The organism is Pseudomonas sp. SLFW, from assembly GCF_009905615.1.
Classification (GTDB): Bacteria; Pseudomonadota; Gammaproteobacteria; order Pseudomonadales; family Pseudomonadaceae; genus Aquipseudomonas; species Aquipseudomonas bambusae.
Genome location: NZ_JAAAKW010000031.1, coordinates 18,274 through 37,080 on the forward strand (window position 1 = coordinate 18,274; position 18,807 = coordinate 37,080).

Annotated in this window: 18 protein-coding genes; 4 read left to right on the plus strand and 14 right to left on the minus strand. The window is 61.4% G+C overall.

Annotated elements, in window-relative coordinates:
• Positions 1-72 precede the first annotated feature (72 nt).
• Complete coding sequence (locus tag GVN17_RS27690) at positions 73-561, plus strand: hypothetical protein (RefSeq protein WP_166598480.1); 489 nt, start codon at positions 73-75, stop codon at positions 559-561.
• On the opposite strand, the gene soxR is transcribed toward GVN17_RS27690, so the two are convergent.
• Positions 552-1,013 (minus strand): redox-sensitive transcriptional activator SoxR, encoded by a 462-nt coding sequence (gene soxR / locus GVN17_RS27695; RefSeq protein ID WP_166598481.1) that lies wholly within the window; start codon positions 1,011-1,013, stop codon positions 552-554. The genes GVN17_RS27690 and soxR overlap by 10 nt on opposite strands.
• A gap of 208 nt (positions 1,014-1,221) precedes the next feature.
• Here soxR and GVN17_RS27700 point away from each other — a divergent pair, with 208 nt between their 5' ends.
• Positions 1,222-1,557, plus strand: a complete 336-nt coding sequence (locus GVN17_RS27700; RefSeq protein ID WP_166598482.1) for an antibiotic biosynthesis monooxygenase — start codon at positions 1,222-1,224, stop codon at positions 1,555-1,557.
• Between the two features lie 5 nt (positions 1,558-1,562).
• On the opposite strand, the gene GVN17_RS27705 is transcribed toward GVN17_RS27700, so the two are convergent.
• Together GVN17_RS27705 and ssuD are read right to left on the minus strand one after the other, a co-directional pair.
• Positions 1,563-2,666 (minus strand): sigma-54-dependent Fis family transcriptional regulator, encoded by a 1,104-nt coding sequence (locus GVN17_RS27705; protein ID WP_166598505.1) that lies wholly within the window; start codon positions 2,664-2,666, stop codon positions 1,563-1,565.
• 203 nt (positions 2,667-2,869) lie between these two features.
• Positions 2,870-4,006: an FMNH2-dependent alkanesulfonate monooxygenase gene (ssuD, locus tag GVN17_RS27710; RefSeq protein ID WP_166598483.1), complete on the minus strand. Its 1,137-nt coding sequence runs from the start codon at positions 4,004-4,006 to the stop codon at positions 2,870-2,872.
• 330 nt (positions 4,007-4,336) lie between these two features.
• Between ssuD and GVN17_RS27715 the strand changes: the two genes are divergently transcribed.
• Positions 4,337-5,251 carry a LysR substrate-binding domain-containing protein gene (locus GVN17_RS27715; protein ID WP_166598484.1) on the plus strand — a complete coding sequence of 305 codons (915 nt, stop codon included), beginning with the start codon at positions 4,337-4,339 and terminating at the stop codon, positions 5,249-5,251.
• 279 nt (positions 5,252-5,530) lie between these two features.
• Here GVN17_RS27715 and leuD read toward each other — a convergent pair whose 3' ends face one another.
• The 11 genes from leuD to GVN17_RS27770 form a co-directional block, all read right to left on the minus strand.
• A complete protein-coding gene (leuD, locus tag GVN17_RS27720) occupies positions 5,531-6,139 on the minus strand; it encodes a 3-isopropylmalate dehydratase small subunit (protein WP_166598485.1) in 609 nt (202 codons plus the stop codon).
• Between the two features lies 1 nt (position 6,140).
• Positions 6,141-7,562, minus strand: a complete 1,422-nt coding sequence (leuC, locus tag GVN17_RS27725) for a 3-isopropylmalate dehydratase large subunit (protein ID WP_166598486.1) — start codon at positions 7,560-7,562, stop codon at positions 6,141-6,143.
• A gap of 377 nt (positions 7,563-7,939) precedes the next feature.
• Positions 7,940-9,553, minus strand: a complete 1,614-nt coding sequence (locus GVN17_RS27730) for an inorganic phosphate transporter (RefSeq protein ID WP_166598487.1) — start codon at positions 9,551-9,553, stop codon at positions 7,940-7,942.
• Between the two features lie 316 nt (positions 9,554-9,869).
• Positions 9,870-10,886 carry a transporter gene (locus GVN17_RS27735; protein WP_166598488.1) on the minus strand — a complete coding sequence of 339 codons (1,017 nt, stop codon included), beginning with the start codon at positions 10,884-10,886 and terminating at the stop codon, positions 9,870-9,872.
• A 120-nt stretch (positions 10,887-11,006) separates the two neighbouring features.
• A complete protein-coding gene (locus GVN17_RS27740; RefSeq protein ID WP_166598489.1) occupies positions 11,007-11,828 on the minus strand; it encodes an aldo/keto reductase in 822 nt (273 codons plus the stop codon).
• A gap of 477 nt (positions 11,829-12,305) precedes the next feature.
• Positions 12,306-12,959, minus strand: coding sequence for a hypothetical protein (locus GVN17_RS27745; RefSeq protein WP_166598490.1), 654 nt, complete (start codon positions 12,957-12,959; stop codon positions 12,306-12,308).
• Positions 12,960-13,199: 240 nt separating this feature from the next.
• Positions 13,200-14,648, minus strand: a complete 1,449-nt coding sequence (locus GVN17_RS27750) for an efflux transporter outer membrane subunit (RefSeq protein ID WP_166598491.1) — start codon at positions 14,646-14,648, stop codon at positions 13,200-13,202.
• Positions 14,645-15,550 carry an HlyD family secretion protein gene (locus GVN17_RS27755; protein ID WP_166598492.1) on the minus strand — a complete coding sequence of 302 codons (906 nt, stop codon included), beginning with the start codon at positions 15,548-15,550 and terminating at the stop codon, positions 14,645-14,647. Before GVN17_RS27755 ends, GVN17_RS27750 begins: the two co-directional genes overlap by 4 nt.
• Entirely contained in the window at positions 15,547-15,756 is a 210-nt protein-coding gene (locus GVN17_RS27760; RefSeq protein ID WP_166598493.1) for a DUF1656 domain-containing protein, read from the minus strand. Before GVN17_RS27760 ends, GVN17_RS27755 begins: the two co-directional genes overlap by 4 nt.
• A complete protein-coding gene (locus GVN17_RS27765) occupies positions 15,753-17,843 on the minus strand; it encodes an FUSC family protein (protein WP_166598506.1) in 2,091 nt (696 codons plus the stop codon). Before GVN17_RS27765 ends, GVN17_RS27760 begins: the two co-directional genes overlap by 4 nt.
• 5 nt (positions 17,844-17,848) lie before the next feature.
• On the minus strand, positions 17,849-18,301 hold the full coding sequence (locus GVN17_RS27770) for a MarR family winged helix-turn-helix transcriptional regulator (protein WP_166598494.1): 453 nt from the start codon (positions 18,299-18,301) through the stop codon (positions 17,849-17,851).
• A 322-nt stretch (positions 18,302-18,623) separates the two neighbouring features.
• Between GVN17_RS27770 and GVN17_RS29765 the strand changes: the two genes are divergently transcribed.
• Positions 18,624-18,746 carry a hypothetical protein gene (locus GVN17_RS29765; RefSeq protein WP_256665469.1) on the plus strand — a complete coding sequence of 41 codons (123 nt, stop codon included), beginning with the start codon at positions 18,624-18,626 and terminating at the stop codon, positions 18,744-18,746.
• Positions 18,747-18,807: the final 61 nt, after the last annotated feature.

The window sequence follows — 18,807 nt, forward strand, 5'->3', positions numbered from 1 at the left end:
ATGGAACCGGTGAAACCGTGTGGGTTTTCCACGTGGTCGCAGGGCAGCCAGGGCTATGGAGGCGTTTTTTTCATGATGAGCTTGAGTTTCCGCAACCCGGCGGACGCGGCGTTGCTTGTGCAGCAGGCGACCGCTAAAAGTCAGCACACCACTGAGGATTCAACTGACATACCCAGCGCGGCTGAGCAAATGCGCAAAAGCGTCGAGGTGCTGTTGTCGCCCGAAGCGCAGAAGGCGGCGAAAACCGGTGACAAGGACGCCGACATCGACGCCTCGAACCTGCCGGACCGGATCAAGGATCAGCTCAAGATGATCCGTTCGATACAGGCGCGCATCGCGCAAAAGATGAAGGACATGCAGGCCTTCATGAGTGATCACTCGCTGTCGCCAAAAGCACGCGAAGGCAAGATTCGTCAGTTGCAGATGGAGATCATGGCCATGTCCAACTCGTTGATCCAGGCCACGAACGAGCTGAACCAGTCGATGCAGCAAATGCACCTCTCGGTCGACGACCGAGTGCTGGCCGCCACGCTGGTGGGGCCGCAGCACGTTCAGTCCTGATCCAGAAGTCGAGGACCGGCGCCATCTTCACCCAAGGTATCGCCCCGGTTGCGCAACGGGCAGGCCTCCATCGACAGGCAGCCGCAACCGATGCAGCCGTTGAGCTGGTCGCGCAGGGCCGTGAGGCGATGGATGCGTTCGTCGAGGTCGGCTTTCCAGCATTCCGACAGCCGGTTCCAGTCATCAAGGTTGGGCGGACGATCCTGTGGCAGGCTGTCGAAGGCGGCCTGAATGGTCGCCAGCGGAATGCCCAGCCGCTGCGCCGTCTTGATCAGCGCCACCCGGCGCAGCACGTCCCGTGAGTAGCGGCGCTGATTGCCCGCATTGCGCTGGCTGCAGATCAGCCCTTTGGTTTCGTAGAAGCGCAGGGCGGTGACGGCGACACCGCTGCGGGCCGACAGTTGGCCGACGGTCAGTTCTCGGGGCAGATGCTGAGACACGGTAGGGCGCATGGATTCCTTCAATAGCCCGTTGATCAACAGGCAAAAGATGCTTGACCTCTAGTTAAGTGGAGGTTTTACCCTCCGCAGCCTGTATTAACAACTGGCAGCGCCTGGCCACACCGTCGCCCCTGACAATACGACGCAAGAAACGTAGTTCACGCGAAACCTCAATGCTGCATTTTGTTCTGCGACATCCGTTCATCTGTGGAGAGCGTTCATGACGTCACAAGACTCAAACCTTCCGTTCAGTCAGTTCGTCGAGTTCACGGTAGATCCCCGAAACCAGGCCGGTCTGGTGGCGGACCTGAATGAGCGCTTCGAGCGCTTCACCCGTACGTACCCCGGTTTTATCCGCGCCAGTGTCCACGTCAGCGAAGACCAGGGGCGAGTCATCAGCCATGTGCTGTGGCAGTCCAAATCCGCCTGTGAACAGGCGTTCCGCAATGCCGAGCAGGGGGAAGGGGATTTGTGGGGATTGATTCGCAGGCACCGGACGACGGCGATGGCGTTCAACGCCTACGAAATGGTGGGAGAAATCACAGGGTCGCGCTGAAGGTCTCAAACCGACAACTGCACCATCCGGTCGCCTTGCACCTGCTCGCCCGGTCGACGCTTGTTCACGGCCAACTCGCCGATTTTGATCAGCCGCGCCCGGATGACGTTGCGGCTCAGGCCCAACAGCTGCGCCGTGTGCACCTGGTTGTAGTGGCTGAACCGGTACGCCGCGCGCAACAGCGCATCTTCGACTTTCTCGTGCAGCGCGCCTGCCTGCTCTTCGAACAACTTTTGAAACGCCCGGGCCAACAGCGCGTCGGTGGAGTCGTCGCTAGCAGGTGATGCGTCGTCCTGACGCTCCAGACGCAGGTTCGACAGGCGCAGGTCGCTGGCCTGAACCACGCCGTTGCGGCAAATCAGCAGGGTGTGATGAATGACGTTTTCCAGCTCGCGGATGTTGCCCGGCCAGCTGTAGGTCCGCAGCTTGTGCTCGGCGTCGCTGCTGATCTGGATCGGCCCGCAGCCCAGACGCTGGCTGTAGACCTCGATGAAATGTCGGGTCAGCGGCATGATGTCGCCAGGGCGCTCACGCAGGGTGCTCAGCTCCAGGTTGACCACGTTGAGGCGGTAGAACAGGTCTTCGCGGAAGTGCCCGGCGTTGATCGCACGCTCCAGCTGCACGTTGGTCGCGGCCAGCACGCGGACGTTGATCGGCGTGCTTTTGCGCGACCCCAGCCGCACCACTTCACGCTCCTGCAACACGCGCAACAGCTTCACCTGAATGGCCATCGGCAGGTCGCCGATTTCGTCGAGGAACAGCGTGCCGCCGTTGGCCTCTTCGAACCAGCCGGCCTTGGCGGTCAGCGCGCCGGTGAACGCGCCTTTTTCGTGGCCAAACAGCTCGGCCTCGACCAGCGATTCGGAGAATGCCCCGCAGTTCACGGCCACGAACGGCTGATGGCGGCGGTCGCTCAGGTTGTGGATGTGACGGGCGACCAACTCCTTGCCGGTGCCGGTTTCGCCGATGATCAGCACGCTGGCATCACTGGGCGCGACCTGTTGCACGTGGGCCAGCAGGGCCTGGGATTTCGGGTCTTCGAACACCTGCGCGGTGGCGCGGATGGAGGTCGCCAGAGCTGGGGAGGGCGGTAAGGTCAGTAGCTGCATGGGGATCACTTGTGGTTGAAACGGAACGCTGGCGGTCATGTGGGGGAACTCCGTGTACGAATGCCGCCTAATACCTTGTGGGAGCAGCCGGAGGTTACGACGGCCGCGAAAGCGGTGTGTCAGGCGATACATCCAACCCTGACCCGACGCAGTCGCTGCTGTCGTAACCTCCGACGTCTCCCACAGGTCATGCGGTGAACGGGTTACTTCTGCGGTGGCAAATCGTTGGCGATCATCTCCCCGAACGGCCCGGTCAGGTTGGTGATGCCACGCCCCGCCAGGCTGCGGTACGGCTCGGGCAGCAGCGGGAACACCAGCTCGGCGAAGCGGTAGGCTTCTTCCAGGTGCGGGTAGCCGGAGAAGATGAAGCTCTCGATCCCCAGGTCCGCGTATTCCTTGATCCGTGCCGCGACTTCTTCGGGGTTGCCCACCAGCGCTGTGCCTGCACCGCCACGCACCAGACCGACACCGGCCCACAGGTTCGGGGCAATTTCCAGGTTGTCGCGTCGTCCGTCGTGCAGCGCGGCCATGCGGCGCTGACCTTCGGAGTCGAAGCGCGAGAAGGATTTCTGCGCAGCGGCGATGGTCTCGTCGCTGATGTGCTCGATCAGGGTGTTGGCGGCTTTCCACGCCTCTTCGCTGGTCTCGCGCACGATCACGTGCAGACGGATGCCGAACTTCACGGTGCGGCCATTGCGGGCGGCGCGTTCGCGTATGTCAGCCAGTTTTCCGGCGACGGCGGCGGGCGGCTCGCCCCACGTCAGGTAAACGTCCACCTGCTCGGCGGCCAGCTCGTGGGCGGCTTCCGAAGAACCGCCAAAATACAGCGGCGGGTAGGGTTTCTGGATCGGCGGGTACAGCGCCTTGGCGTTCTGCACCTTGAGGTGTTTGCCTTCGAAATCGACGGCTTCGCCCTGCAGCACGCGACGCCAGATTTTCAGGAATTCGTCGGTGACTTCGTAACGTTCGCTGTGATCGAGGAAACTGCCGTCGCCACGGTTTTCGTCAGGGTCGCCACCGGTCACGACGTTGATCAGCAGGCGCCCACCGGACAAACGGTCCAGAGTCGCGGCCATGCGCGCGGAGACGGTCGGGGAGATGATGCCCGGACGAATGGCCACCAGATAACGCAGGCGTTCGGTCAGCGGCACCAGCGCCGAAGCGATCACCCAGGAGTCTTCGCAGGAACGACCGGTCGGGATCAACACACCGTGGTAGCCCAGATCGTCAGCGGCCTGGGCCACTTGCTTCAGGTAATTGAGCGTGACCGGGCGCGCGCCCTTGGTGGTGCCCAGAAAATGGCCGTCGCCGTGTGTCGGTAGAAACCAGAAAACATCCATGAGAAATCCTTCGAGCGGGAATCGGTGGCTTTTGGAATAAGTGCGCTAGTTATAGAGGTTGTGATTTATTCCGTAAAAGAACTGAATTCCATATTTTTAGAACGTTCGGAGATATGCCCGGTTTTACGTTTTGAAACGTATGAGCGGCGCGGGATGTTATTCTCTCGCCCTGCACAGGCCGCTGTAGGAGTGAGCTTGCTCGCGATGGGGGCCGGCCAGTTCGTGATTGACACGACGCCATCGCGAGCAAGCTCACTCCTACAGGATGTATGTGAGGCTCAGATAGCACCCATACCGTGAAAAATCGATTGACCAGAAAAAAGAAGCCGCATGACCTCAAAAAAAGAAGTGGCGCCGTTGCCCGAAGACCTTCGGGTGTTTCTCACCGTGATCCGCAAGGCGGGCTTCGCGGCCGCCGCCGATGAACTCGGGCTGTCGCCTGCGTACGTCAGCAAGCGCATCCAGATCCTCGAATCGACCCTGGCCACGCGCCTGTTGCACCGCACCAGCCGCAAGGTCGCGCTGACTGAAGACGGCGAGCGCGTGCAGCGCTGGGCGGTGCGGATTCTCGAAGATTTTCAGTTGCTGCACGACGAATTGTCCGACGCCCATTCGGCGCCACGGGGCAAGCTGCATTTGTGCAGTTCGTTCGGTTTCGGTCGCAATCACGTCGCTCCGGCGATCTCGAAACTCGCCGAGGCGTACCCCGATCTGGAGGTGCGGCTGGACCTGTTCGACCGGGTGGTGGATATCGTCAGCGAGGGTTTCGATCTGGAGATCCGCGTGGGCGATGACATCCCCGGTCAGCACATCGGTCGTCAATTGGTGAGTAACCGACGAGTACTGTGCGCGGCGCCGGATTACCTGGCGCGTCGGGGCACGCCGCAGCAATTGGTGGACCTGGAGCATCACGACTGTCTGGTGATCAAGGAGCGCGACAACGCGTTTGGCATCTGGCATGTCGAGCGTGACGGCGTGCGGGAGAGCGTGCGGGTCAGCGGGCCGCTGTCGTCCAACAGCGGCGAGATCGTCCTGCAATGGGCGCTGGACGGGCGCGGGGTGTTGCAGCGTTCGCTGTGGGACGTCAAACCGTTTCTGGAGCAGGGGCGGCTGGTGCAGGTACTGCCGGAATACACCGAAAGCGCCAACGTCTGGGCGGTGTACCCGACGCGGCTGGCCAATTCAGGGAAATTGCGGGTGTGCGTGGAGTTTCTGCAGGCGCATTTTCAGGGGTTGTCTTTGTAAGTCGCAACTCTCGTCCCTATCTCTGTGGGAGCGAATTTATTCGCGAAGGGGTCGGTGTGTCTGGCACTTCTCTATTGAATGTACCGACGTCTCGCGAATGAATTCGCTCCCACAGTTGAAATTCGCGTCACGCCTCAGACTTCGCGGCGCCGCTGGGCTTCTGTGGGAGCGAATTTATTCGCGAAGGGGCCGGTGTGTCTGGCACCTCTCTATCGGATGTACCGGCGTCTGGCGAATGAATTCGCTCCTGCAGTCGGGATGGGTTTCGTCAGTGATGTTTCAGGTTAGCCACGGGTTCTCTGCCAGATGCTTTTGCTGAAACGCGAGAATCTGCTCGCGTTTTTGCAGCGTGCTGCCAATGGCATCCAGCCCCAGCAGCAGGGCGTTTTTGCGCAGTTCGTCGATGTTGAACGGTATGACGCGTCCGTCTTGCAGGCGAATTTCCTGTGCGGGCAGGTCCACTTCGATCTGCGCGCTGTCGGCCTGGCTGATCACCTTGCCCAAGGCCTGAACCTGCGCCTCGTCCAGCACGATCGTCAGCACGCCGTTGCGCTGGCAGTTGTCATAGAAAATCCCCGCAAAACTGCTGCCGATTAGCGCCTGAATGCCCATCTGCTTGAGGCCCCAGACCGCATGCTCGCGACTCGACCCGCAGCCAAAATTGGGCCCGGTGACGAGGAATTTCGCGCCCTGCCAGCCTGGCTGGTTGAGGATGAAGTCCGGGTTTGGCGCGCCTGAAGGCAAGAAGCGCAGATCGAAAAACAAACCCCGATCCAGCCCCGCGCGGTCGATGCCCTTGAGGAATTGCTTGGGCATGATCACGTCAGTGTCCGTGTTGGCGGCCAGCATCGGTGCGGCCTTGCCGGTGACTTGGGTGAAAGGCTGCATCTCAGAAACTCCCTTGCAGGCTGCGAACGTCGGTCAGGTGGCCGGTGATGGCAGCGGCGGCCACCATGGCCGGGCTCATCAGGTGAGTGCGGGCACCGGCGCCCTGACGGCCTTCGAAATTGCGGTTGGTGCTGGACGCGCAGCGGTCGCCGGGGGCGAGCACGTCGTCGTTCATGGCCAGGCACATCGAGCAGCCGGACTGGCGCCACTCAAAACCAGCATCGCGGAAGATCGACGCTAGCCCTTCGGCCTCCGCCTGATCGCGCACGGCGGTGGAGCCAGGGACGATCATCGCCCGCACATGCTCGGCCACGTGTTTGCCGCGCACGACCTTGGCAGCGTCACGCAGGTCTTCGATGCGCGCATTGGTGCAGGAGCCGATAAAGGCGTGGCTGATGACGATGTCACTCAGCGGCATGCCCGCTTCCAGGCCCATGTAGGTGAGGGCGCGGCGCATGTCCTGGCGCAGGATCGGGTCGGCGATGGCCTCTGGGTCGGGAACGCTGCCGTTGATAGCCGCTGCCTGATCCGGGCTGGTGCCCCAGGTGACCATGGGCTGCAGGTCGCGGGCGTCGAGTTGGACTTCGCGGTCGAATACGGCGCCCGGGTCGCTGTGCAAGCCTTTCCATTTGGCGACGGCCTGATCCCACAGATCGCCTTTTGGAGCGCGGGGTTTGTCCTTGAGGTAGGCAAAGACTTTCTCGTCCGGGGCCATGAACGCACCCCGTGCACCGGCTTCGACGGCCATGTTGCAGATGGTCATGCGCGCTTCGACGCTGAGGGCCGCGATGGTCGAACCGGTGAATTCGATGGCGTAGCCGGTGGCGCCCGACGCGCCGATCTTGCCGATCAGGGCCATGATCACGTCTTTGGAGGTCAGCCCGCTGGACAGATCGCCGTCAACCGTCACGCGCATGGTTTTCAGGCGTTTGTAGACCAGCGTCTGCGAGGCCAGCAGGTGTTCGATTTCCGAGGTGCCGATGCCGAAGCCGAACGCGCCCAGCGCGCCGTAGGTGGTGGTGTGGCTGTCGCCCGCGGCGATGACCATGCCCGGCAGGATGAAGCCCTGTTCGGGGGCGATGACGTGTTCGATGCCCTGGCGCTTGTCGAGGACGTCGAACAGTTCGATGCCGAATTTTTCGCAGTTGTCAGCGAGATAAGAGACTTGCAACGCGCCGCCCGGATCGGCCATGGCGGCGACACGCTGTGGGGCGGTGGGGTTGACATGATCGACCACGGCCAGTGCGGTCTCGGGGCGCCAGACATCGCGCCCGGCTTCGCGCAGGCCGCTGAACGCCTGCGGGCTGGTGTATTCGTTGATCACCTGACGGTCGATGTAGAGCAGGACATGGCCCTGATCGTCGAGGTTGCACACGGTGTGCGAGTCGACGTGTTTGTCGTACAGCGTTCTTGTTTGAGTCATGGAGAGGCTCGCTTGGAAGAGATCACGGCCAGACAGGCTGTAGTCAACATCTTAGGCAGGCGAGGAGGGGCATCAATGGCCGAAGGGTGTGGGCATGGGACATGGATCGTGTTTGATGGAGTCGTTTTGTATTCGAGCCTGCCGCGGATCGCAGGATCAATGCAGCACCTGTGGGAGCTTGCGGAGGTTACGACGCTGGCGAATGCGGTGTGTCAGGCAATACATCTTTCACGGACCCGCTGCATTCGCTGCCGTCGTGGCCTCCGGCGTCTTCCACAGGGTTCGAGGTGCACCGAGACGTTGTGGATGTTGCTTTCAGCGCGCAAAAAAACAGGCGCCGAAGCGCCTGTGAAGGAGAGCACGTGAAGCTCTGCAAATCAGAAAATCTGGGTGAAGAACCAGTACAGGCCGCCCGACAGCAGGATCGCCGCTGGCAGGGTCAGGACCCAGGCCATGGCGAGGTTGCGCAGGGTGCGCATTTGCAGGCCTGAACCGTTGGCGACCATGCTGCCCGCCACGCCGGACGACAGCACGTGGGTGGTCGAGACGGGCAGGCCGTACATGTCCGCCGCACCGATGGTGACCATGGCCACGACTTCCGCTGAAGCGCCTTGGGCGTAGGTCATGTGAGTCTTGCCGATTTTTTCGCCGACGGTCACGACGATGCGCTTCCAGCCGACCATGGTGCCCAGGCCCAGCGCGATGGCGACGGCGATCTTGACCCACAGCGGGATGAAGCGGGTGGCGGTGTCGATCTGCTGCTTGAACAGGTCCACCTTGCCCTGAGTGTCGGCGTCGAAATTGCCGACCTTGCCCTTGTCCATCAAGCGAATGGCTTCGGAGGTCAGGTACATGTCGTTACGCACGTTCGCGGTGGCTTCGGCCGGGACTTTGGAGAGCGAGCCGTAGCTGGCGACCTGATCACCGATCTTGCCGGCCATCACCGCCAGCGCAGGCACCAGCTCAGGCGTCGGCTGCTTGTCGCGGATGTAGGTGGAGAGTGTCTGGCGCGAGTCCGCAGGGGCCGGCGCTGGCGCCGTCTTGCTCAGGGCCTGTTGGGTGACTTGCGCCACCGCCGCGAATTGCAGCGACTGATCGGCAGGCATCGCACGGTTCAGCGCGTAGGCCATCGGCAGGGTGCCGACCAGAATCAGCATGATCAGGCCCATGCCTTTCTGACCGTCGTTGGAGCCGTGGGCGAAGGACACGCCTGTGCAGGTCAGGATCAGCAGGCCGCGAATCCAGATCGGTGGTGGGGTGTTGCCTTCCGGTGCCTTGTACAGCGCGCGGTTCTTCACGAACATGCGCAGGGCCATCAGCAGCAGCGCCGCGCAGGTGAAGCCCACCAGCGGCGAAAGCAGCAGCGAGTAACCGATCTTGGTGGCTTGCGTCCAGTCCACACCGCTGGTGCCATCACGACCGTGCATCAGCGCGTTCGCCACGCCTACACCGATGATCGAGCCGATCAACGTGTGCGACGACGACGCTGGCAGGCCCAGCCACCAAGTGCCGAGGTTCCACAAAATGGCCGCGATCAACAGGGCGAAGATCATGGCGTAGCCTGCGGAGGAGCCGACTTGCAGAATCAGTTCTACCGGCAACAGGGCAATGATGCCGAACGCCACCGCACCGCTGGAAAACAGCACACCGAGGAAGTTGAACAGCCCCGACCAGACCACCGCCACGTTCGGCGGCAGGGAGTGGGTGTAGATCACGGTCGCCACCGCGTTGGCGGTGTCGTGGAAACCGTTGACGAATTCGAAACCCAGAGCGATCAACAGCGCAACGCCAAGCAACAGGAACGGGGTCCAGGTCGTCACGACCGTGCCCAGATCGTCCATGTCCGACTTCAGGCTGAAGGCCGTGTACAGCAGGCCCAGACCGAGTACGGCGAAGAAGATCACCATCGTCAGAACACCGGGCTTACGCCCGAATTGAGAACTCAGCCCTGCGCCTTTCAAGGAGCCTTGAGCCAGTGTGGGGGTCGCCATGATTCACAATCCTGTTGAGATGGGATGTTGCCCATGATCATTACAAAATGTGACAGAGATACGACGCGGGTCAGGAAAGCGCGGGATTTGTTGCGCTAAGGGATGGGTGGTGCTCGAAAAATCGAATAAACGCCGCTGTTGATTCTGCCCGGAGGGCGTAGGAGCGCAGCTTGCTCGCGATCTGCCGCGAAGCGGCAGCAAACCCTGACGATTCAATTTGCCTGACACTACTTGGCGCGTGATTTTACTTCCGCTTCGCGGCAGATCGTCAGCAAGCTGGACTCCTACGCCCTCCGGGCAGAATCAAAAGCTAGGCTCAATAATCCCGGCTCTTACGAAACGCCCAGCGTCCCGCCACGAAGGTAAACGTCGCCACCAGCAACACCAGAATCCAGAACCCATGAGGATCGGTGGCCAGGGGAATGCCGCCGACGTTCATGCCGAAAAAACCCGCGACGATGTTGATCGGCAGCGCCAGCACGGTCACGACGGTCAGGGTGAACAGCGTGCGGCTGCTCTGTTCATTGAGGTTGGCGGCGATTTCTTCCTGCAGCAGCTTGATCCGCTCGCCTAGCGCGGTGAGGTCACTGATCACCAGCGCTGATTCTTCGGTGGATTGACGCAATTCCTGCAAGTCCTCTTCCAGCAGCCACTGCGGCGGGCGGTGCAGCAGGCGCATCAGCGAGCCCGGCTCCAACGCCAGCAGCCGCTGCAGGCGTACCAGCACCCGCCGCATCGCGCCCAGTTCGCTGCGGTTATTGCTCAGCCGCTGCGACAGCAACTGGTCTTCGATCTTGTCGACACTGATGCTGGTCTTGCGCATGAACTGCGCCAGCACGTCGCTTTGATCGCGCAGCAGGTGGGCGAGCAATTCGAGCGGGGAGCGAAACGTTTCGCCGTGTTTGACCGACGAGCGCAGCTTGTCCACCGAACGCAACGGCTGATGCCGCGCCGAGATCATCAGGTTGCTGCGCACACAGACCCACAGCGTGGCGATGTCGGTGGAGACGCGGTTGAAGTCGAAGACCACGTCGTTGACCACCGCCAGGAGGGCCGAGTCCACATGCTCGATGCGCGTCGAGCGCGAGCCTTCGTGCAGCGCTTCGAGGAACTCGTCCGGCAGCTCCAAGTTGGTTTTCAGCCAGCGTTCGCAACTGGCGTGGGCCAGGTTCAAGTGCAGCCAGATGAATTCGTTTTCGTCGGTCGGGTTGCGCAGGGACTCCAGCGCCGTTGCCGCGTCAATTTCTCGGGCGGACTCATCGGGACGAAAGCGGAATCCATACAGCAGACCGAAGATGTCGGAGTCCTGATGACGGGCAATGGTTTGATTCATGAAGGCTCGCAGGCGAGAGGGGCCGCTGAAGGCAGAAGATCTAAAGCGGCATCATCGCAAGCGGTTTTGACAGTTTTGTGACGGTTTGTATCGTTTCATGTTTGGGTGGCAGCGGGAGGTTCAGACCATTCCCAAACGCTGTTTGCGGATCGGCGCGGGCCATGAGGTGTCGATCAACAGCTCGTCCTCCAGTGTCAGCTCAATGCATGCCGCTTCTGCGTTCAATTGCAGGTGGTGCGGGTCGACCGCCTTAGGGATGGCAATCACGCCGTCCTGTCGCAGCACCCACGCGAGGCTTATCTGCGCTGGAGTGACGTCGTGGCGCTGGGCGACTTCGAGGATGGCGGGGTTCATCAGTAAATTGCCAGCCTGGCCGATGGGGCAGTAGGCCATCAGCGGCATGCTGGCGGTTTCCATCCACGGGATAAGGTCGTACTCGATGCCCCGCTCTTCGGGGTTGTAGAGCACCTGATTGGTGGCGCAGCGGGGGTCGTTCAATTCCAGCAAGTCCGACACGTCGAAGTTGGACACGCCCCAACGACCGATCTTTCCGTCTTCGCGTAGCCGCTCGAAGGCTTCAACGGTTTCGTCGAGGGGGTATGAACCGGGCCAGTGCAGCAGATAGAGGTCGATGAAATCGGTTTTCATCCGTTGCAGGCTGCGCTCGCACGCCGCGGGGATGCCCTTGCGGCTGGCGTTGTGGGGATAGACCTTGCTCACCAGCGTGACCTGATCGCGTTTGCCCGCGATGGCTTGACCCACCACTTCTTCCGCGCCGCCTTCGCCGTACATTTCGGCGGTGTCGATCAGCGTCAGCCCGAGGTCGATGCCCCGTTGCAGCGCCTTCACCTCGTCCTGCCGCTGATGCCGATCTTCCCCCATGCGCCACGTGCCCTGACCGATGACGGGAACGGTTTTGTCTGCCAGTTGAAGCGTGCGCATGGGGTGCCTCCTGCCGAATGGGGTATAGACGATCAGGCAGTGTAGGCGGGTGAGGGTTCCCTTCGGGAAGCCGTTATGAGTGGCAAGCGGCACGCAGAGTGGGGCGTTGCGCTGGCCGAAGGCCGTAGGAGCTCAGACGGCGCAGAAGGCACATACGGCGTAGAAGGCACAGAAGGCACAGAAGCGCAGACGCGGCAAGCGCTGTGTGTCGGTGGAGGGGATCTCTGTAGGAGCGAATTCATTCGCGATGCGGTGGTACATCCGACCCTTATCGAACGGGCATACCGACCCATCGCGAATGAATTCGCTCCCACAGGTATTGATCTGCACTTTTATGTATGTGCGTGTGGCTGCGCCGCCTGCTTATTGGTCCAATTCCCTCCAAACGGCAGAAACAAATCGATCTGCCCATTAGTCAGGGAGCATGGAGCGCTCCACGCGACAGGACCGCATTGAGCTTCCCTATCGCCGACGCTTTCAGTAGGTAATGACAATATTGTCTAGTTCTATGTAGTCGACGTATTCGGGATCACGTATTGGCGCTGTTTCTATTTCAATCTTTGAGAAAGAGGGGAGAGAAATATTTAAAGTGTCATAGTCAGCCAGTGATGGCGTTATCGTGTAAACAAGTATATTGTTGTTATAAAACCTGTATATGTTAGGCGCTTGGTTGTTCATGACCCTGCAGGTGAAGTTTTTGGCGTTATCGTATTTAAGTGTAATGGCCAGCCGTCCGGAAATGGTCAGGCAATGGTTTGCGAATGGGGCACCGCTTTGTGTGCCGATCGAATTTGGAATAGCCGGGTATCGATTGGATAAGTTGGTAATCAAGAAGTTTCCAATGTCAACAGCTGTGTTAAGTGGTAACAGTTGGAGCGGTATCTTCTCGAAGTCCTCGGTAAGGGTGTTGATCTGACGGACGGCCCATTGCGTGGATGAAACGTTCAATGCTTTAGCAGATATCCTGTGTAAGTGATTGGCCTTCAGGCTGAGTTGCGTTTGCCACTGGCCTTGCGCATTAGTTACGGCCGTTCCTAACAGAGAATTGTCCGTCTGATCAAACAGCTCAACGGTCACGCCTGAACGATTGTTGACGACGGTGGTTACGCCATTAATAGATGAGTTAGCCATGGTGGTCATCCTTGAAGAGAATAAAGCCACAGTTATGATGCTCGCTCTCAACGGCTTTGTCCATTCATGGGGATGACCACACCATCAGTCGCTAAGGAGGTTAATACCCTGAATCACAAGAATTTCTAGAGTCATATAACTAAGCGCGAATCTCGCTATAGCGAAACAGTCAAAGGGAAATCTTCTATTGGCTGTCTCAGATATAAGCGTTGCACCACGCCTGTAGCAGTCCGGCGCGGGTTACTGCGGCTTCGCGGCAGCCGTTTGCGCCGGCTTGTTCTCCCAACCCCCGCCCAGCGCCAGGAACAAATCGATCTGTCCCATCGCCACCTGCGTATTCGCCGCCGCCAGTTGCGCGGTGACGTCGGTGTAGGTGCGGGTCGCTTGCAGGTCGGCGAGGAAGGATTCGCGGCCAGCCATGAAGAAACGGTGGGTCTGGTCGGCGGCTTGTCTGGCGGATTCTTCGGTGTCGGCCAGAGCGTCGCGGCGTTCCAGCAGGGCGGTGTATTGCGAGAGGCCCGTCTGGGCCTCACGGATCGCGTTCAGCACCACGCCGTCGAAATGCGCCAGGGCCGCCTGATTCGAGGCTTCGGCCATGTGAATCCGCGCCCGTGCGCCGTTTGACGGGATGGTCCAGCTGATCACGCCGCCAAAACCCCAGCGGTTGGTCGAAGGCTCGCCCAGTTCCTTGAGAATACCGACGGTGCCGACGGTCGCGCCGATGCTGATGTCCGGGTACAGCTCGCCGGTCGCCACGCCAATCGCCGCACTCGACACCGCCAGACGACGCTCGGCCTGACGCACGTCCGGGCGACGCTTGAGCAGCGCGGCGCCGTCGCCCACCGGCATCACTTGGGCGATGTGGGGCAGTTCGGCGCAGTCAGCCGCGCCTTTCGGCAGTTGATCCAGCGGTCGCGCCAGCAGCATCGACAGGCGATACAGGCCCGCCCGTTGCGCGGCTTCGTAGCGCGGCAGTTCGGCGCGCAGGGATTTGAACTGGGTTTGCGAGCGCGTCACCTGGGTCTCATCGCCACGACCGGCATCGCGCAGGCGTTGGGTCAGGTCGACGCTTTGTTTTTGCAGATCAAGCGAGTGCAGCGCGATGTTGCGCTCTTCATTGGCCGCGCAAATCTGCGTGTACGAACGCACCACGTCGGCCACGAGGGTGATCCGCGCCGTGTCGACGGCGGCCTGGGCGGCGTCGGTGTTGGCTTCGGCAGCCTCGATCCCGCGCTGCAATACGCCGAACAGGTCGAACTGATAGGAGGTGGTCAAACCGATATCACCGACGTTGGCCACCGGCACTTTTTCCGGCAGCAGAAACGCCTGACCGGCTTCCTGCAAACGCTGGGCTCCGGCCTTGGCGCTGTTGGTGAACCCTCCTGCGGCGTCGGCTTCATCAGTCTGATAACGGGCCCGTTGCAGGTTGGCGGCGGCCACCCGCAGGTCGGTGCTGGAGACCAGCGCCTGACTCACCAGCGTATCGAGGGTCGGGTCGTTGTACAGGCGCCACCAGTCGGCAGGCACCGGTGCGGAGACCACGTTGGCCGAACTGCCAGCGATCTCGCCCTGCAAATCGGGCCGGTTGACCGCCGCGTCTTTCGGCAGCGTGTAGTCAGGGCCGACCACCGTGCAGGCCGACAGCAACAGGCCCAGGCCCGCGCTCAGGAAGGCCGCGCTGCGTTTCATTGGGCGGCTCCTTTCTGGGTGTTTTTGTCGGCGAGGGCGTCGTCGATGATCGACACGGTGGCGGTCCGCCCGGCGATCATGCGGAAGTCTTCCGGCACTTCGTCAAAGGCGATGCGCACCGGAATCCGTTGCGCCAGCCGCACCCAGCTGAATGCCGGGTTGACGTTGGGCAGCAGGTTGGAGCCGCTGCTGCGGTCGCGGTCTTCGATACCGGCGACGATGCTGACGACGTGCCCGCTCAGGCGGGCGTTGTCGCCGATCACGCGGATGTCCACTTTCGAGCCGATGTGAATCCCGTCGAGCTTGGTCTCTTCGAAATAGCCGTCGATGTGGTACGAGGCGCTGTCCACCACCGACAGCACCGGGCGCCCGGCGCTGACGAACTCACGATCCCGAGGGGCGCGGTCGTTGAGGTAGCCGTCGACCGGGCTGCGAATCACCGAGCGGTCGAGGTTCAACTGCGCGGCGTCCACGGCCACCTGCGCTTCGTTCAACGCCGACAGGGCGCGGGCCTCCTTGGACTGGCTTTCTTCCAGTTGCTCGCGGGCGACAAGGTTGCCGAGGCCGCGGTTACGCTTGTTCTCGCGCTGGGCCTGTTCCAAGGTTTCCTTGCGGTCGGCCACGGTCGCCTGGGCCTGACGCAGCGCCAGGCGGAAGCGGTCCTGGTCGATGGTGAACAGGATCTGGCCTTTGGTGATGGCCTGGTTGTCGCTGACCGAGACTTTTTCGATCAGGCCGGACACGTCCGGGGCGATCTGGATCACGTCGGCGCGGATGTGCCCGTCGCGCGTCCAGGGGGCGTACATGTAATACATCACCATGCGCCAGACGACGACCGCGGCGAGCAGGATGACCAGCAATGTCAGGACCACACGGCCCAGCGTCAACAGAGGTTTTTTCATTTCATCAGGTATCGACTAAGGGTATCCACGACGCCGAGCAGCAGAGCGTATAGACCGACGTTGAACAAAGCCCGGTGCCAGACCAGGCGGTAGAAGTGGGCACGGGACAGCACGGCGTGCACCACCAGAAAAATCACGTAAGCGATGCCCATCAGCACCAGAAAGGTCGGCAGGAAAATCCCGCTGATGTCCAGATCACCAATCACAATGGCGCTCCATCGATGCCGTACGGCGGTTGTTCTTCTTGCTCGGCGAGCACGTCGACGATTTCCACACCCGGCAGCAGCGCCAGGCGCAATCCGCTGAGCGCGTGCAGCAGGTGCAGGCGCGACTCGTCGTCGCCCATCCAGTCGAAGGTCAGCGAGCGGCGTGCGCGGTCCATGGTCATCAACAGACCTTTGGGCGCCGGCAAACGCTCGCGGGCCTTGAGGCACGCGCGGAAATACGTGCCCACTTCAGTGGCCACCTGACGCAGCAATTGGCGTGGCACCGCGTGCACCCGTGGCATGTAGGCCAGCAAATCCAGCATGTTCAGCGCGACCCGCACTTCACGCAGGGCGATGTTGGTGTCCTGGGCGGTGATGGTCAGGCGCGGCAAATGCTGCATCAGTCGGTCGAGCATCCGCACGCCCATGCGCCGGTGTTCGGCCAGGCTCGCTTCCTCGCTCAGCGAAACGATGTCGTTCCAACTGAAGCGTGTCAGGCGCTTGGCCGCCACTTCGGTGCCGAACGGGCGCACGATCAGGGTCCAGACGAAAGCGAACGCCAAGCCCACGGGACCGGCAATGTTGGAATTCACGAAGTTCAGGAAGTCGGCGTCGTAGGCGCTCTGAATGCTGATGAACGACGAGGTGTTGACGATGGTCAGCAGCGTGCCGAGGTAGAACTTCGGTTGCACGGTGAGGGTGCCGACGCAGATGAACGGCACGGCGAACGCCAGCACCAGCATCGGAAAGTCGTGCAGGTTCGGCAACACCACGAACAGATAGAGGCTGGCGAAAACCACCGACAGCATTGTCCAGAAAAAGAAGCGGTAAATCTGCGGGGCGGGGTCGTCCATGGCCGCGAAGAAGCTGCACGCCACTGCGGCCAGCGCGACGGCACTGGCGCCGTCCTGCCAGCCCAGCAGAATCCACAGCACCGAGGCGACGATGATTGCGCTGACCGAGGTGGCCACCGAGTACAGCATCATGCCCTTGTCGAGGAATGGCGACAGGCGCCCCAGCCGCCAGTGCCGATAGACCGCGCGCCATGGGCGGTGATCGTCGGTGGCGATGGCGACCTGCAGGCTGCGGCAGTCCTGCCACAGATCGATCCATTCGCGCAGGCGATAGAGCACGTTGGACAGCAGCAATTGCCGCCGGTCATCCAGCTGCGCCGGGGTCGGCTGCAGGCGGTCGAGTTCGGTGTGCAGCGCTTCCCAATAGTTCACGGGGGCGCCGTCGGTGGTCTTTTCCACCCAGTCGCGGCATTCGAGGATCAGCGGCGCGACGTCGGCCACCAGTTCGGGGGTGCGGCGTTCCAGGGCCCACAAGGCATCGTCGAGGGCGTCGATCACCGGCAGCAGGTGAATCATGCGCCCGCGCAACTCCTTCGCGTTGCGCACGGTCTGGCGGTGTGTGCCTTCGTGGGGCAACTGGCCGATCATCAATTCCAGCGTGTTGAAGGTGCCAACCATGGCCGTGCGCAGGGCGCCGACGGTTTCCGGGGTCGCACGACGAGAGAGAAACAGGTCGCTGTAGGTCGAAGCGTCCTGAAACCACTTGCCCATGGTGTCGACCAGCACCGGCGCCAGGCGCCGGGGCCAGAACATCGCGCCGACCACGGCGGCGCAGACGATGCCCAGCAAAATTTCTTCGGTCCGCGACACGGCCACGTCGAACACTGCTTGCGGGTTGTCGACCACGGGGAAGGAAATCAGCGGCATGGTGTAGCCCGCGAGCATCAGCGCGTAACTGTTGGCGGTGCGCAAATGCAGGGACAGGTAGAGCAGGGTGCCGGTCCACAGCGCGATCACGGTGGCCAGCAAAAAAGGCGTCTGCACGAACATCGGCACCAGCACGACAGAAGCCGCCGCTCCAAGGAACGTGCCCGCTGCGCGGTACAACGCCTTGGAGCTGGTGGGGGCGACGAAAGGGCTGGAGACGATGTAGACCGTCGCCATCGCCCAATAAGGACGGGGCAATTCGAAGATCAGCGCAATGTACAGCGCGAGCATCGACGCGGCAAAGGTGCGCACGCCGTAGAACCAGTCACGGGAAGGGGGGACGCCCTGAAAGAAGCCCTGGAACATACCTTTCAAGAGGACAGCTCCGGACCGACAGGGCTGGCCTTCGCAAAGGCTTTGAACACGCGGAGAGTGGCTTCCAGATCGGCGGGATCGATATCGGCGAACACGTCGCGGCGCAGTCGGATGAGTTCGTCTTCGATGGAGTTCGCCAGTGCGCGACCTTCTTCGGTCAGGCTCAAGGCCTTGGCGCGGCGGTCGGTCGGGTCTTCGGTGCGCTGCACCAGATTGGCTTTGCCCAACTGATCGAGCAGGCGCACCAGCGAGGGGCTTTCAAGGCCACAGGCTTGGGCGACGGTGACTTGGCGTACCCCTTCGCCTAGGCGCGCGATCATCAACAACGGACCCGCGCAGGCCTCGGACACGCCGTAGTTCACCAGCGTGGTCTGGCAGACGCGGCGCCATTGACGGGACGCCGCGACCACGCCGCCGGTGATGTGCATTTGCAGTGAGTCGAGGTTCATGAGCGGTGCCACTGGTGAATTCAACAAAAGGATTTGGTTAGGCAGTGAATGATTAGGCGCTGCATTATTAGGTTGCTAACTATTAATATCCGGTAACAAAGTCGTTTCGTCAATGGGGGCATGTGGCGAGGAGATGGATGGCGGGTCGTGGGCTGCCGCATATCCCTGTGGGAGCGAATGAATTCGCTCCCACAGGGACGGTGTAGGCAGTGGCAACTGCGATTGGGCGGTAAATTCGTCGACCGTCTGTCGGCGCTTTCATACGTTTTTTGGCGATTTGCTGGATTTCTTCTACACGCGCTCCAAAAAAATGGCGCGACCAGTGAAAATCGCTGACCCCGGAATTCGCCGTGCTGATCAAAATTTGCGCAATCAAGCGTTTGAACTCGCTGATGTCGAGATGATAGCCAAGGCCGATTTTCGAGGCTTTTCGGCAGTTTCTTGACTGGGTGCGCGCGCTAAAGAAAAACCGGTTCAGCCGATAGCAAAGGCGACAGGAAACGGGG

Coding starts and splice junctions, on each gene's coding strand:
- GVN17_RS27750 (WP_166598491.1), bottom strand. CDS start 14,648: ATGAAACGCAGCGCGGCCTTCCTGAGCGCGGGCCTGGGCCTGTTGCTG.
- GVN17_RS27765 (WP_166598506.1), bottom strand. CDS start 17,843: ATGTTCCAGGGCTTCTTTCAGGGCGTCCCCCCTTCCCGTGACTGGTTC.
- GVN17_RS27745 (WP_166598490.1), bottom strand. CDS start 12,959: ATGGCTAACTCATCTATTAATGGCGTAACCACCGTCGTCAACAATCGT.
- GVN17_RS27715 (WP_166598484.1), top strand. CDS start 4,337: ATGACCTCAAAAAAAGAAGTGGCGCCGTTGCCCGAAGACCTTCGGGTG.
- leuC (WP_166598486.1), bottom strand. CDS start 7,562: ATGACTCAAACAAGAACGCTGTACGACAAACACGTCGACTCGCACACC.
- GVN17_RS27740 (WP_166598489.1), bottom strand. CDS start 11,828: ATGCGCACGCTTCAACTGGCAGACAAAACCGTTCCCGTCATCGGTCAG.
- leuD (WP_166598485.1), bottom strand. CDS start 6,139: ATGCAGCCTTTCACCCAAGTCACCGGCAAGGCCGCACCGATGCTGGCC.
- soxR (WP_166598481.1), bottom strand. CDS start 1,013: ATGCGCCCTACCGTGTCTCAGCATCTGCCCCGAGAACTGACCGTCGGC.
- GVN17_RS27730 (WP_166598487.1), bottom strand. CDS start 9,553: ATGGCGACCCCCACACTGGCTCAAGGCTCCTTGAAAGGCGCAGGGCTG.
- GVN17_RS27735 (WP_166598488.1), bottom strand. CDS start 10,886: ATGAATCAAACCATTGCCCGTCATCAGGACTCCGACATCTTCGGTCTG.
- ssuD (WP_166598483.1), bottom strand. CDS start 4,006: ATGGATGTTTTCTGGTTTCTACCGACACACGGCGACGGCCATTTTCTG.
- GVN17_RS27705 (WP_166598505.1), bottom strand. CDS start 2,666: ATGCAGCTACTGACCTTACCGCCCTCCCCAGCTCTGGCGACCTCCATC.
- GVN17_RS27700 (WP_166598482.1), top strand. CDS start 1,222: ATGACGTCACAAGACTCAAACCTTCCGTTCAGTCAGTTCGTCGAGTTC.
- GVN17_RS27690 (WP_166598480.1), top strand. CDS start 73: ATGATGAGCTTGAGTTTCCGCAACCCGGCGGACGCGGCGTTGCTTGTG.
- GVN17_RS27770 (WP_166598494.1), bottom strand. CDS start 18,301: ATGAACCTCGACTCACTGCAAATGCACATCACCGGCGGCGTGGTCGCG.
- GVN17_RS27755 (WP_166598492.1), bottom strand. CDS start 15,550: ATGAAAAAACCTCTGTTGACGCTGGGCCGTGTGGTCCTGACATTGCTG.